Origin of the sequence: Microvirga sp., assembly GCF_014699075.1 — a bacterium.
Taxonomy (GTDB): Bacteria; Pseudomonadota; Alphaproteobacteria; order Rhizobiales; family Beijerinckiaceae; genus Microvirga.
In genome coordinates this window covers 69,430-83,897 of sequence record NZ_JACXAB010000004.1, presented here as the reverse complement: position 1 = coordinate 83,897, position 14,468 = coordinate 69,430, and the positions used below count along the sequence as shown (strand labels likewise).

Sequence of the window (14,468 nt, the reverse complement as noted above, 5' to 3'; positions counted from 1 at the left end):
GTGCCAATGAAGGAATGGCTGGTCACCGTCACGGAATACGCCGTTCTCCTCGTCGACACACTGGCGTTCGTCATCGTCCTGTTTGGCACTCTGGAGGCATTCATTGCTGGCCTTCGCCTCATGTTGGCGGGAACGGAGAACAGTATCGAGCGGCGCGAGGTCTGGCTGCGCTACGCCCGGGTGCTGGTCGCTGGCCTGACCTTCCAGCTTGCGGCCGACATCATCGAGACCTCGATCACCACAGGCTGGGAATCAGTTGCACGGCTCGGCGCCATCGCGGTGATCCGCACCTTCCTCAATTTCTTCCTGGAACGGGATCTGACGGAGATCCGCGAGCGACAGCACGAACGCAACAGGGAGCGGGTGCAGGAAACGAAAGGAGCATAGGATGAACCGCCGCCACCTGCTCTCTCTTCTCGGAGCTGGCCTGCTGGCCCTCTGGCTGCCTCTCGCGTCTGTTCAGGCGCAAGCACCGGCGTCCGACCCGCTGCCGTCCTGGAACGACACGGCTCCCAAGCAGGCGATCATTGATTTCGTGGCGCGCGTGACCCGCGAGGGCGAACCCGACTTTGTGCCCGTCGAGGAGCGTATCGCCACCTTCGACAACGACGGCACCCTTTGGGCCGAGCAGCCGATCTACTTCCAGTTCGCCTTTGCGTTGGACGAGGTTCGGCGGCTCGGGCCGCAGCGCCCAGAATGGAGGGACAAGGAGCTATTTCGTTCCGTCATCGTAGGAGACCTGAGAGCCCTCCTGACGGCAGGCGAGAAAGATCTGCAAGAGATCGTGACCGTCACGCACACAGGCATGACGACGGCCGAATTCACGAAGGCTGTGAAGGACTGGCTCGCGACGGCGCGCCACCCCACGAAGAACCGTCCTTACACCGACCTTGTCTACCAACCGCAGATCGAGCTACTCAGGTACCTGCGCGCAAACGGGTTTAAGACATTCATCGTCTCGGGCGGCGGCGTCGAGTTCATGCGCGTCTTCGCCGAGCGGGTCTACGGCATCCCGCCCGAGCAGGTGGTGGGCTCGTCCGCCGTGACGAAGTTCGAGATCGGCGCCGACGGCAAGCCGGTGCTCCTGAAGGAGCCGGAGGTCGAGTTCGTCGACGATGGCCCCGGCAAGCCGGTCGGCATCAACCGCTTCATCGGACGCCGTCCGATCCTCGCCTTCGGCAACTCGGACGGCGACCTTCAGATGCTGCAATGGACGGCGGCAGGAGATGGTGCGCGCTTCATGGGCATCGTCCATCACACGGATGCAGAACGTGAGTGGGCCTATGACCGCCAGTCCCATATCGGAAGGCTCGACAAGGCATGGGACGAGGCGCAGTCCAAAGGCTGGACCGTGGTCGACATGAAGCGGGATTGGCGCATCATCTTCCCTGAACCAAGCGAACAACCGGGGGACCGGCTATGAAGAGAGCAATCGTTGCAGCAATGACGTCCCTGGCGCTGGCGGCACCCGCATCTGCCCAGAGCTTCTCTCCGCAGGAGCTGGAGCAGCGCGCCATTCATCGCCGCGCGATCGAGGCGGTGATCTGGGGCATGCCGGCGGTCAACTATGACCTGATGTTCCAGGCTGCCCTCAAAGCGGGCGCGAAGGAGAACCAGGTTGTCTACTGGTCGAACTTCCTGGATTGGAAAAACCAGACGCTCACACCCAATCCCAGCACGATCTACCTCATGCCCTTCCTCAACATGAAGGCCACCGGCCCGATGGTGGTGGAGATCCCGCCTGCCCAGGGAGGGTCGATCACCGGCACGATTTTCGATGCTTGGCAGGTCGCGCTGGAGGATGTCGGTCCGGCGGGCGCGGATAAGGGCAAGGGCGGCAAGTACCTCATCCTTCCTCCGGGCTACGGGGGAACGGTGCCCGATGGCTACATCGTGCTCCGATCAGGCACCAACATGGCCGGGGCGTTGCTGCGTTCGAATGTCAGCAGCGGCTCCGCGGCCGACATCGCGAATGCGGTGGCCTATGGCAAGCAGATCAAGCTCTACCCGCTGTCCAGCACGGTCAATTCACCTCCGACAGCTTTCGTCGATGCCATTAGTGTCGAGTTCGACAGCACGATTCCCTACGACACGCGCTTCTTCGAGTCTCTCAACCGCTTCGTGCAAAGGGAGCCCTGGTTGGAGCGGGACAGGGCCATGATCGACCAGCTCAAGTCGGTCGGCATCGAGCAGGGCAAGCCGTTCAATCCAACCGCCGAGACGCGCAAGCTCCTGGAGCAGGCGGCCCAAGAGGCTCACGCCGTACTTGATCAGGGTTACGAGGCCCTGTTCTCGCCTTACTACCCGAACGGGCAGTGGGCGCTGCCGCTTGCGCACGACCTGACCGAAGGACTGTCGGACAACTTCGCCAAGGCTGGGGTGTATCCCATCGACGCCCGCGGCGTCTTCTTCTCGATGGCCTTCTCTAGCGTCAAGCACCTGGGAACGGGCCAGTTCTACTTGGTGGCGCTCCGCGACAGGACCGGCCAACCGTTCGATGGAGGCCAAACCTATCGCCTGACAGTGCCTGCGAATGTGCCGGCCGAGCTCTACTGGTCGGCCACCGTCTACGACCGCGCCACGCACGCCCTAATCCGGGACCAGAAATGGCCCTCCCGGGGTTCCACGACCCCAGGCCTGCAAGTGAATGCGGACGGATCGGTCGATCTCTTCTTCGGGCCGAAGCCACCCGCCGGCAAGGAGGCGAACTGGGTCCCCACCCAAGCCGGCCGCGGCTGGGAGGTCATGATGCGCTTCTACGGGCCGCAGAAACCGCTCTTCGACAAGACCTGGCGCCTGCCGGATGTCGAACAAACCGCGGCCGAGTGATCGAGGAGAACCCAACCATGGGCTTCCAGATGCAGGGCAGCGGAGACTGGCTTTACTGGCTGTGCTTCGTCATCGTTATCGCGTTGGTGGTCGCCGGGATCTGGGCGGTCTACTCGTTGGGCGGACTGCCGGGCCGGATCGCCCGCTCCCGGGGCCATCCGCAGGCCGCTGCGATCAGTGTCTGCGGCTGGCTCGGCCTGATTACCTTCGTGCTGTGGCCCGTCGCGCTGGTGTGGGCCTATACCTCGCCCCGGGGTGGCCAAGCCGCCGCGACGAGCGAGGATCTCGATGCCTTGCTGGCCGACCTGCGCCGGACGTCGGAACGGGTCGCCGCCATCGAAGCCGGGCTCGGCTCCACCTCCCCGAGAAGGATCGCCTGACATGGTCCCCGCCATCATCAGCTCCGTGGTCATCCTCTATCTCTACTGGCGGCACAAGAACGAGACGAAGCCGCGCAGCGAAGAGCACGCGACCGTCTCGGCGGTCCGCAGCGAGCTCGCCAACCTGAACGCCCGACTCGACACGCTCCAGAAGCGCGTCGCTGCCCGTTAGCCAACGAGGCCCACCATGCAATGGCCGATCTTCATCATCTACACCGCCCTGGTCTGGCTTGTGTTCGCGAAGCTGCGCCTGCTGCCGTTCACGCTGCCGGTGGCGCTGTTCTTCGCCTCGGCCGGGCCGATCATCATCTTTCTCGCCCTCGTGGCGATGAACTTCTACCACCCCGGCACCTCGGACGTGCGCATCTTCCAGAGGGTGGTCCAGATTACTCCGCGGACCTCGGCTCCCGGCCGGGTGGCGGAGATCGCGGTCAAGCCTGACATCCGGTTGTCAAGGGGTGAGACCCTGTTCCGGATCGACCCGACGCCGTTCGAGTACGACGTCCGACGGCTGGAGGCAGCATTGGCCGCGGCCGAGCAGAACGTGGGCCAGCTCAAGGCCTCGCTTGACCAAGCCAGGGCGGCCCGCGCCCGGGCCGAGGCGCAGGTCGCCCTGGCGCAGCAGACGTTCGACCGGCAGACTGAGCTTCTCCAAAGCCGGACCGTGGCGCAGGCCGCCGTCGACACCGCCACCCGCAACCTCGAAGCCGCCCGCCAAGGGGAGGCGGAGGCCAAGGCTGCGGAGGACCGGGCCCGGCTCGCCTACGAGTCGAACATCGGCAACGTGAACACCTCGGTGGCACAGGCGCAGCAGCAGCTCGCCGCCGCCCGCACCAATCTTGCGGAGACCAACGTCACCGCGCCCTGCGACGGGTATGTGACCAACGTGAACATCCTGCCCGGCTCCATTGTCGGCCCGTCAGCAGCGGTCATGCCCTTCGTCTGCGACCAGGACGCCGACATGAAGGGCAAGGTGGTTGCTACCTTCGACCAGGCGTCGTTTCTTGCGGTGCAGCCGGGCGAGTATGCCGAAGTCATCTTCTCCATGTACCCGGGCCAGATCTTCACCGGCAAGGTCGAAAGCATCGCCGACATCACGAGCGGCGGAACGCTCACTCCATCGGGCGCTCTGCCTGACGTGAGCGCACGGGCCGCTCCGCGCTTCGGCGCCATCATCAAGCTCGACGACCCGGATCTCCGCCTGCCGGCAGGCGCGCAGGGCACGGGCGCTGTCTATACAGGCAAGGTTCAGTTCGCCGGCATGCTTCGGATGGGTGTCGTACGGACCAATACGATCCTGAACTACGTCGCATGGGGAACGTGATGGCGCGATTCGATCCTAGTAGCGGGCGCGGATCGGCTGTGGCGAAGCCGGCGGCGTGTGCCCGCCGAGCGGGAACGCCACCGTGAACAGGCCGATGGTGCCCTGGGGACGATTTTCGACATCCACCTCGCGCAGCACCTTCACCCGCGCTGAGACAGGCGTGCCCGCCACCGTAAAGTTGTAGCCCGCCGTGGCGCCGACCGCCGCCGCCCGTCCCTTGAAGGGCCCGATGCGGTTGCCCTCGCCGCGGTCGCTTGAGATCTGGTCGTAGTAGCCGGCGAGAAGCCCGACGGAGAATTCCTTGGTGAGGTTCTTGCTGATCGAGATATCGGCGTGGAAGGCGTTGCCGCTGTCGTAGTCGGTGTCCGGGTTCTCGCCGTTGAACTCCAACCCGACGGCGCCGGAGATGTCGAGTCCAAGCTCCGGATCGAGCCAGGTGGCCGCGGCGAAGACGTCGCCGATCAAGCGGTTGAAGGCGAGGTTGGAGAGCTCGCCCTCCTCGTAGCCGCCGGCAGGGATGCTCACGCTGGCGCCAACCGACCAATGAAAGTTACCCGCGTCCCAGCCGATGAGGCCGGTCACCACCGGATCGCCGACCACGAACGAGGCGTCACGCTGGCTGAAAGCGAAGGTGCGGCCCAGCCGCGGCGCCTCGATCAGGACGCCCGCACTCACTCGCGGCACGCCCAGCGGCAGGCTGGCGCCGATCGCCATGCGCCCGCCCAGGGCCTCCAGGGGGAAGACCCAGGTTGCCGTCAGGAAGTCCGCCCGGATCTCGACCTCCACGTCGGCCAGCACGGCGCCGCCGATCTGGATGCGGCGGCCACCGCTGAGTTCGCCTGAATAGGCCAGGAAGTCGTTGCTGAAGTAGAAGCCGGGCGGCGGGACGATGCCTGCCCCAGGGCCTCTCAGGCCGGGAAGATACAGGCTGGCGCCACCTTCCGTGGCATGTGCTGGTTCGATGGCGAGACTGCCCGTGAGGGCGGCGAATCCCAATCCCGCCGTAAGGTTCCGGAGCCTTTCGAGGTGCGCCATTGCCATTTCCCTTTTCACCGCAGGATCCTGCGGCTTTAGGCAGGACGCAATCCCGCCGCGGACCCGATAAACCCTGAGTTTCACAAAGGAAAACCCCGAGCCGGGCGCTGGGGCTGTCTGGCAGCCCTACGGCTCGACCAGCTTGTTGCGGATGGCGTATCGCACCAGGGTTGCGGTCGAGTTGACATTGACCTTGCGCATCGCCGCAGCGCGGTGGCTCTCCACGGTCTTCAGGTTGAGGCCGAGGATCAGTGCCACCTGCTTGTTGCTGTGCCCCTCTGCGATGAGTTGGACGACGCTTCGTTCCCGGGTCGTCAGCGCCCCTTCCGGCGCATGCCCCTTCGACAGGAAGGATTTCAGCAGCGTCTCGGAGACGCGGCCCGTGAAGAACGGCTTGTGAGCCGCAAGCGACTCGACTGCTGCGATGAGGAACTTGCGCGCATCGGACTTGAGCAGGTAGCCGCGAGCGCCAGCCTCGAGCAGTTCCCGCACGAGGGGTTCGCTCTCGTGCATGGTGAAGATGAGCACCTCCGTGTTCGGATGGAAGGCACGGATCTCGCGTGTGGCGTCGACCCCGTTCATCAAGGGGAGCTGGTAGTCGAGAATGGCCAAGTCCGGGTGGGTCTCGGCAGCGAGCTGCACGGCCTGTCGGCCGTCCTCCGCCTCGGCGACCACCTCCCATCCCGGCTGGCTGCTCAGGATCGTTGCCACGCCGGAGCGGACCACGTCGTGGTCATCGGCGATAAGGATACGCACCATCGTCCTGGCCCCTCCACCGCAGTCTCCCGTTATAGCGCAAAAGCTCGGCCGCAGAACCTGGGGGAAACCCTGAAACGCACGTCAGGAAACCCTCATCAGGCCACTTTCCAGCGCCATACCGCGCCACTCCCGCGGCACGGCAGCCCGCACGACGGTCCCGCGGCGGTTGCTGCGGATCCTGAGAGTGCCGCCGAATTGGCTGAGGCGGATCCGCATGCCCGGGATGCCCACACCAAGTGCCGCCTTCGTGCCCATGGGTTCGCTTCGCCGCGGTCGCATTCCGTGACCGTTGTCCCCGATGCACAGGATCACATCGCCTGGCGTCAGGCGCAGGGAGATCACGGCCCGCGAGGCACCGGCATGCCGATGTACGTTGGCCAAGCCCTCCTGCACGATGCGGAACAGCGCGCGTTGGAGTTCAGGAGGAAGTGTCTCCACACCGACATCGATCTGCACCGAGACATGCAGGCCCGTGCGGTCCGAGAATCCATCGACGAACGCCCGGATCGTTCCGGCCACCCCATCCGTATCCAGTCCCGGCGGATGGAGCAGGTAGGTGAAGACGCGCAGCTCTTTCAGCGCCTCTTCGAGCGAGCGATCCAGTTCGTCGATGATGCGCTTTCCGGCCGGCGGCAGCCCGAGCGCCTCGACCTGCATCAGGCTCAAGCCAGCGGCGACGAGATGCTGGGCGGTGGAGTCGTGGAGTTCCGCCGCGATGCGGCGGCGCTCCTCATCCTGGAGGACAAGCAGGCGCTCCGAGAGCTCGCCGACCTCGGCGCGCGCGGCGATGATGTCGGTGATGTCCTCGTGAGCCACCACGATGCGGGCATCGCTCCCGGCCATGAACAGGGCTGCCCGAAGCTGGAACCAGCGAAGGCGGTCGTGTGACGGGCATGGGTAGAGTGCCTGGAAATCCGTCCGTTGGCCTGCGACCAATGCCTCCATCCCGCGGAAGATCCGCTCCTCAACCATACCCGCATGCCGGGCGGCGCCGCAGACGTCGAGGTAGTTGGTCCCAATGCCATGCGAGGGAGAGGAGTATCCGTTGTCGTGGGCGAAACGATGCCATGCCTCGTTAACCGAGATGATGACGCCTCGCTCATCCAGAACCGCCACATGTGCGGACAGCGCGTCGAGCGAAGCTTGCAGGAATTCCCGCTCCCTCAGCGCGGCGCGGTGTGCCTCGTGGCGTTCCGTGACATCGCTGAAGAAAATGGTGGCACCCTCGGGCGAGGGATACACGCGGTAATCGATGTAGCGCCCGGGATGGTAGATTGAGGCCAGCACGCCGCGGAACTCGCGCCTGCCCCCGATCGCCTGCGCCAGGGCGGCGTCGATGGCCGGATCGCGTCCGACGATATCGAAATAGGAGCGCCCGACGATGCTCCCCTCCTTCAGTTTCCACCAGCGCAGGGCGGCCGCGTTCACGTCGGTGATGCGATAGTCTCGGTCGAGGGTGAAGTAGCAATCGCTGATGCTCTCGAGGATGTCGCTCATGCGCGCATTGGCGGTCGCCAGTTCGCTTCTGGTCATAGCGGCATCGCGGCGGAGACGATCGACCGGGCCGCCGGTGCGTATCAGCAGCGAGGCCGACGCCCCGCCGACCAGGAGCAGCACGGCGCCGGCGAGCGCGATCCGGTAGGCGGCGTGCGTGACGGGCGCATTCACCAGCGTGGAAGGAGCAACCGAAACCGCCGTGTATCCCGAGATCTCGGACCGATGGAAAGCGACCCAGATCCCGCTGGACGGTCCCTCTGTCTCGAAGTGGCCGTTGCGTGCAGGACTGGACAGCCGATCAACCATATCTCGGGTCAGGCTCGGCGACGCGGTGCCTGGATCTTGATCGCGCCTCGACAGCACCTGGAGCTTCGAGTCCAGGATGACCATAGTCCAGCCTTCCGGAGATCTCGCATCACGCACAGCCTCGATCAGGTGATCCTCAGGAACGGTGAGGGTCAGGATCCGCTCGGGATAGGATCCTGAGGCATCAAGTCTCAGGCTGATCGCAATGACCTCCTGCCCATCGAGCGCAGCAGGGTAGCGTTCCGACATCACGAGGCCACGTTGCCCCAACAGATCCAGTCTCTCCCGCCTGATCGGTAGGTTGCCGATTGCGGGCAGCGTTCCACCGTAGGGAACACCCGTGTTGAGGAGTTGGCGTTGCGGGGTCCAGAGAACGAAGCGGGCCCCGCTCGGCCGGGGGGTTGCCACAAGCTGCCGGTAGAAGGGTCCAAGATCCTCCTGCTCGACCAGGGGCGAGCGCGACAGACCCCTGAGGGTATTGCCAAGCGCCTCGGCCTCGCGATCCAGCACGTTCACGGTTGCCACCGCAGCCGACAGCCCACGGTGCTCCAGCGTATGCCGCTCGTGAACCGCATGCCAGAGCAGGACGCCGGCGGCGATCAGGAACGACAGCACCACCGTAACCGCAACCGTGAAGATCACCCAGCCCCGGACGCCGGGCGAGCGAGACAAGTTGCGGCCGAGAAGCCTGATGGATTTTGCGTCGTCCATGGGACGCCTTCCACACATGCCCGATGTCGCACCGGGTTTGGTCCGGGCCTCGGATCCGAGGGAGGCTAACACAGGTTAGAACCTGAATGAACTCTCAGGGGTGTCCGGCGTGTCCTATGTCGCGGCACGTGGATATCCAGCGGGAGTGCCTGCTCGTCGAAGGGCCGCTTCGGGTCAAACTGAGTAGTAGCGGATCTTGGTGCGAAGGTCCGCTCATCCCAGCAGTGCGGAAGTACGGCTAAGGTCAGCCCTGTGCCGATACTGTTGATTTAGTCGGGCATTGATAGAGCCGTGCTGGCGTGATTCCATTCTCCTGTCGCTTTGCGGAGGGCAGGACGATGATGGGCATGCAAGTGGCTCCGGCGCGGCTCTTCTATGACTTCTGCCTCGACGATCACGTTCCCGCCGATCACCTGCTGCGCCGCATTGACCGCTTTCTTGACCTGGAGAGCGTCCGCACGACTCTGAAGCCGTTCTACAGCACCATCGGGCGCCCCTCTGTTGACCCCGAGCTGATGATGCGCATGCTGATCGTTGGCTACTGCATGGGCCTGCGCTCGGAGCGACGCCTGTGCGAGGAGGTCCACCTCAACCTGGCCTACCGCTGGTTCTGCCGCTTGGGCCTGGACGGCAAGGTGCCGGATCATTCCATCTTCTCACGCAATCGCCACGGCCGCTTCCGCCAGAGCGACATCCTGCGCCATCTGTTCGAGACGGTGGTCGAGCGCTGCCTGGCGGAGGGTCTGGTCGGGGGTGAAGGGTTCGCAGTCGATGCCAGCCTGATCGCGGCTGACGCCAACAAGCAGCGCTCCATCCCGGGCGACGAGTGGCGAGCGAAGGACCATGGTGCCGATGCTCATCGAGCGGTCAAAGAGTATCTCGCCACTCTCGATGAGGCTGCCTGGGGCGCGGCCACCGACGTTGAGCCGAAGTTCGTCTCGCCTTCCGATCCGGCAGCCCAGTGGACCGGCGCCATGCGGGGCCCGGCCTTCTTTGCCTATGCCACGAACTACCTGATCGATACCGATCACGCGATCATCCTCGACGTGGAGGCGACGCGTGCTATCCGGCAGGCGGAGGTCGGGGCTGCCCGCACGATGCTCGACCGCACGGCCGAGCGCTTCGGCCTCAAGCCGCAGCATCTGGCAGCCGATAGCGCCTATGGATCGGCTGACGACCTTGCTTGGCTGGTGAAGGAGAAGCAGATCGCGCCGCATATCCCGGTCATCGACAAGGCCGACCGGACCGACGGCACGTTCTCACGATCCGACTTCGCCTATGATCGAGAGCAGGATCTCTACATCTGCCCGGGTGGCAAACATCTGGTGCAGTACCGCCGCAACTTCACCAACCGACGCTCAGGCGTCACCAAAGACGGCATCAAGTTCTACCGGGCCAAGCAATCCGACTGCCAGAGCTGTGACCTGAAGGCGCGCTGCTGTCCCAACACGCCCCGGCGCCGCATCCCACGCAGCCTGGTTGAGGACGCGCGCGATGTGGCCCGTGCTCTGGCCGGCACGCCGGCCTTCGAGCGCTCCCGTCATCATCGCAAGAAGATCGAGATGCTGTTTGCCCACCTCAAACGCATCTTGAAGCTGGCTCGTCTGAGGCTACGCGGGCCAAGTGGGGCCAGAGACGAGTTCCTGCTGGCAGCCACGGCTCAGAACCTGAGACGGCTCGCCAAGTTGCGGCCCATGCCCATCCTCGCCCGGGAAGGAGCATGACGATGTGCGTTCATCCAGCCCAAGTCTGGCTTCAGAGCCGGAACGACAAGGCGAGCACAGCCATCCCGCAGCTCTGAAAAAGCTCGGTGCAGACCGTCATCGCTCCATCTGCCCGACTAAATCAACAAAATCTGCCAAGAGCGGCCCTTTGAATATGTTGGGAATGGCGCCGGCTCATCAACTGACAGCCTGTCAATCAGCCTCGTCAGGGCTGACCGATGGCGTCGGGGAAGCGCGCTGGTCATGACAGCCCTTCGAGCCAATTCCCCGGTGGCGTAACCCTCCATAGCCATGGTCATCGCCGGACGCCGGCGGTAGTCAGGTCCGGTCACCTTCGTGGAGGAATTCGATGCGCCTGCTGTCCGTCCTGTTGATGTCCGTGGCGGTGTCAGCGTGCGTCTCGTCAGGCGAGCAGCAGGCCCGGCCCGTGCCGCCCGCGAACCTGGGGTCGACGCAATCGATACCATCCGCCTCCCCGGCGCCAACATCCGCACCCACGTACACGAGACGCGTGACCTACCGCGACGGCAGATACACCCTGCCCGACGGCACGACTGTGGCTGCGGAGCCGGGTGGCGGTTTCACGCTGGCAACTGGGGAGGTCGTGCGACCTGACGGGACGGGTGGAATCATCCTCCCGAATGGGGCACGGTGCGTCTCGGACGGCAACCGTGGTTACCTCTGTCCCTGACCTTCGTTAAGCCTGTCCGCCCGGCAAGCTCGTTGGTCCCGTCGTTGCCCCGATCGCATGTGGCGCTCGGCGTCCTCAGGCGACCTCGACGCCGTTTGGCCATTCGGCGGTTAGGGGCGCACTCACGTTGCATCCGACCCCGCCGGGCTCGTAGGTGATGTGGACCTCACCCGCGAGTTCGAATGCCAGACTGCGTTCGATCAGCCGCCACCCGAAACCCGTTAGGGCTGGCGGCGACACCGGAGGGCCGCCACGCTCCTGCCAGCGCAAGGCTAGCTGCGGCGGATCACTCGGTGTGACAGTCCACGTGATCGCCACCCGCCTCGCTGGCACGGAGAGCGCACCATACTTGGTGGTGTTCGTCGTCACTTCATGCCGAGCCAGGGTCAGTGCCTCGGCGACCACATCTGGGGTGCTGTATCCGTTTCGGCTGTTGGGCTGCGCAAAATCAGGGTTTGCCTCCACCAGCTTCCGGGTAAACCCCTATTGCGGCCAGACGTCAGTTGACAAGACAATAAGCCAATCTCCATGACCGGCCCGGAGCACGTCCCATGTCGGAAAAGATCGCAGAACCTAGGCCTCCGGACCCTGCGAGAGTTCTGTCAACAGAACAACTGCTATGGATCCCGGGTGTGCCATCAGGCCTCCATCCGCAGCAAGTCGACGGCTCCGCGAGCCATCTTGGCTTCCGATGGGTCCCACGGGCGGCCTTGAAGTCCTCAGAGGGCTGTCCACAAGACGAACCGGATCTTCAGGCAAATGTACACCATTAGGTCCTGTACCCGCTGCGACCGGACCCACCGCAGCGAGGGCGGCGACGCCGGATCGTCCGGCAGCAGTTCATCATAGGCGAGGCGTCGGCTGCATTACCAGAGTGCGGTCGCCAGCTACAATCAGGATGCTCACGTAAATCGAACATGTGATCCGACCGAATACCTCATTAAGCCGAACCGACAGGGAGCTGACAATGAACGGATCGTCGCGAGTTTCAACATTTGTTCTAGGCGCACTCGTCGCCGGCGGACTCGGAGGCACCTCGGCTGCTCAGGAGCCAAAGCACTATCATTCCAATGGGAAGATGCCTTCGCAATTCACCATCGAGGCGCAGCAACAGCAGCGGCGGGTACTGCCCTTGGCCGACAAGCAGGACTTCGAGGAAGCGAAGCGCGGCTTTATCGCTGCGCCGCCCTACCGAAAGATCATGAATGACAAGGGAGGTGTAGCCTGGAATATGGACAACTGGGACTTCCTCCTCGGCGGGAAGGACTTCGACAGCATCCATCCTTCGCTGCAACGTCAGGCGTTGCTCAACATGGAATACGGCTTGTTCGAAGTCGTGCCAGGCATCTACCAAGTACGTGGGTTCGACCTCGCGAACATCTCGTTCATCAGGGGCAACACCGGCTGGATCGTGATCGATCCGCTGACAGTCAAAGAGACATCGCGTGCTGCACTTAAATTCATCAACGAGAAGCTAGGCGAACGACCCGTTGTGGCGGTGATCGTCTCTCACTCTCACGCTGACCATTTCGGCGGCATTCGAGGCGTCGTCGATGACGCTGCACTCGCCGCCGGGAAGGTGCAGATCATCGCTCCGAAGGGCTTCATCGCCGAGTCAATCGCCGAAAATCTCTACGCCGGCAATGCGATGACCCGTCGCAAGAGCTACACCTACGGCGACCTTGTGCCGCCGAGCCCCTACGGTCAGGTCGATGCATCCATCGGCAAGGCGGCCGCCAGCGGTGAGGTCGGTATCCTGCCCCCGACAAAAAGCATCGACCAGCCGTTCGAGGAAATGACCATCGACGGCGTGCGAATGGTTTTTCAGAACACCCCAGGCACCGAAGCACCTGCGGAAATGAATACCTGGTTCCCCGACCTCAAGGCATTCTGGGCCGCGGAGAACATCGTCGGAGGTCTGCACAACGTGCTCACGCTGCGCGGAGCACCGGTGCGCGATGCACTGGCGTGGTCGCAATACATCAATGTTGCGCTCTACCGGTTCGGCGATCAGGCCGATGTGATGTTTGCGTCACATAGCTGGCCACGTTGGGGGAAACAACGGATTGCAGAGGTGATGCGCGGACAGCGCGACATGTATGCGCACTTGAACAATCAGGTCTTGCATCTCGCGAACACTGGCGTGACGATCAGCCAAGTCCACAATGTCTACGAGCCGCCCAAAGGTTTGCAGGAACAATGGTATGCCCGTGGCTACCACGGTTCCTACCTGCACAACAGCCGCGCCGTCATTCAGCGCTACCTCGGCTTCTGGGACTTAAACCCAGCAACGCTCGTCCCGCTATCGCCGGAGGACTCCGCACCTCTCTATGTTGAAATGATGGGCGGTGCCGAAAAGGTGATGGCGAAGGGTCGTGACCTCTACAACCAGGGCAGATACCACCTTGCAACAGAAGTTCTCAACAAGTTGGTCTACGCGGAACCGCGCAATCAAGAGGCAAAAAATCTCCTCGCAGACACCTACGAGCAGATGGGATATCAGTTCGAGAGCCCGAGCCTCCGTAACAGCTTTCTCTCTGGAGCCAAGGAGCTGCGTGATGGTGTGGTCGCCGTGACGGCAGCGAAAGCGGGCAGTCCGGACTTTGTGCGCGGCACCAGCACCGAACTGTTCCTCAACTATCTCGGGATCCAGATGGACAGCCGTAAGGCCGAAGGCATGAAGTTCAAGATCAATATCTCGACGCCTGATAACGGCGAGAAGTTCGTGGTCGAGCTGAGCAACGCGACTCTGACAACAATCGCCGGGTATCAAGCGAGCGATGCCGACCTAACGCTCACGATTGATCGCGGTGAGCTGGAGGACGTGATGATCGGCGCGGCCAAGCTGGCTGACAAAGTCGCTGCCGGCAAGGCCAAAATGGAAGGCAACCCGCAAGTGCTGACGCAACTCGCCTCGACGATGACGACGTTCGACAACTGGTTCGAGGTTTTGCCAGGCACAAAGAAAGGGTCTGCCATGTCGCAGAAGCCCGAACTTCTTCAGGACGACGCAACCTACTACGCAGGACCGTAGAAGGCTTAACGGATCGGCCGTGTCCGGCCGCGTCGACCGTCCCGCCTAGGACGGCCACGACGGTGATGAAAAGCCCCTCTGGTGAGGTGAGGAGGAAGCTGAAGAGGCATTCCTTAGCCCTCTGGCCCAATGTCGGCACGGCGTCGCCGGACAATGCTTCGGCTTCTCGGAAGGGATG

Annotated in this window: 12 protein-coding genes; 8 read left to right on the top strand and 4 right to left on the bottom strand. The window is 63.6% G+C overall.

Features of this window, described 5'->3' with window-relative positions:
• Window positions 1-6 precede the first annotated feature (6 nt).
• The 6 genes from IC232_RS08085 to IC232_RS08060 are packed head-to-tail and all read left to right on the top strand — an operon-like array spanning window position 7 to window position 4,533.
• Complete coding sequence (locus tag IC232_RS08085; protein ID WP_190844424.1) at window positions 7-387, top strand: DUF1622 domain-containing protein; 381 nt, start codon at window positions 7-9, stop codon at window positions 385-387.
• A gap of 1 nt (window position 388) precedes the next feature.
• The gene (locus IC232_RS08080; protein ID WP_190844423.1) at window positions 389-1,423 is read left to right on the top strand and encodes an HAD family hydrolase; all 1,035 of its coding nucleotides are present in this window, start codon (window positions 389-391) and stop codon (window positions 1,421-1,423) included.
• Entirely contained in the window at window positions 1,420-2,829 is a 1,410-nt protein-coding gene (locus tag IC232_RS08075; protein ID WP_190844422.1) for a DUF1254 domain-containing protein, read from the top strand. The genes IC232_RS08080 and IC232_RS08075 overlap by 4 nt, the downstream gene beginning before the upstream one ends.
• A 17-nt stretch (window positions 2,830-2,846) precedes the next feature.
• Complete coding sequence (locus tag IC232_RS33055) at window positions 2,847-3,209, top strand: DUF3302 domain-containing protein (protein WP_312895126.1); 363 nt, start codon at window positions 2,847-2,849, stop codon at window positions 3,207-3,209.
• A gap of 1 nt (window position 3,210) precedes the next feature.
• On the top strand, window positions 3,211-3,381 hold the full coding sequence (locus IC232_RS08065) for a hypothetical protein (RefSeq protein WP_190844421.1): 171 nt from the start codon (window positions 3,211-3,213) through the stop codon (window positions 3,379-3,381).
• Between the two features lie 15 nt (window positions 3,382-3,396).
• Entirely contained in the window at window positions 3,397-4,533 is a 1,137-nt protein-coding gene (locus tag IC232_RS08060; RefSeq protein ID WP_190844420.1) for an HlyD family secretion protein, read from the top strand.
• 15 nt (window positions 4,534-4,548) lie between these two features.
• Here the strand turns inward: IC232_RS08060 and IC232_RS08055 are convergent, their stop codons facing one another.
• From IC232_RS08055 to IC232_RS08045, 3 genes are all read right to left on the bottom strand, one after another.
• Complete coding sequence (locus IC232_RS08055; RefSeq protein WP_246812102.1) at window positions 4,549-5,568, bottom strand: transporter; 1,020 nt, start codon at window positions 5,566-5,568, stop codon at window positions 4,549-4,551.
• A 126-nt stretch (window positions 5,569-5,694) separates the two neighbouring features.
• Window positions 5,695-6,327, bottom strand: a complete 633-nt coding sequence (locus IC232_RS08050; RefSeq protein ID WP_190844419.1) for a response regulator transcription factor — start codon at window positions 6,325-6,327, stop codon at window positions 5,695-5,697.
• An 81-nt stretch (window positions 6,328-6,408) separates the two neighbouring features.
• A complete protein-coding gene (locus IC232_RS08045) occupies window positions 6,409-8,841 on the bottom strand; it encodes a PAS domain-containing protein (RefSeq protein ID WP_190844418.1) in 2,433 nt (810 codons plus the stop codon).
• A 338-nt stretch (window positions 8,842-9,179) separates the two neighbouring features.
• Here IC232_RS08045 and IC232_RS08040 point away from each other — a divergent pair, with 338 nt between their 5' ends.
• Window positions 9,180-10,565, top strand: a complete 1,386-nt coding sequence (locus tag IC232_RS08040) for a transposase (RefSeq protein ID WP_190844417.1) — start codon at window positions 9,180-9,182, stop codon at window positions 10,563-10,565.
• Between the two features lie 766 nt (window positions 10,566-11,331).
• Here the strand turns inward: IC232_RS08040 and IC232_RS08035 are convergent.
• Entirely contained in the window at window positions 11,332-11,661 is a 330-nt protein-coding gene (locus IC232_RS08035) for a sensor histidine kinase (protein ID WP_190844416.1), read from the bottom strand.
• A 562-nt stretch (window positions 11,662-12,223) separates the two neighbouring features.
• On the opposite strand from IC232_RS08035, the gene IC232_RS08030 reads away from it, so the two are divergent.
• On the top strand, window positions 12,224-14,290 hold the full coding sequence (locus IC232_RS08030) for an alkyl/aryl-sulfatase (RefSeq protein WP_190844415.1): 2,067 nt from the start codon (window positions 12,224-12,226) through the stop codon (window positions 14,288-14,290).
• Window positions 14,291-14,468: the final 178 nt, after the last annotated feature.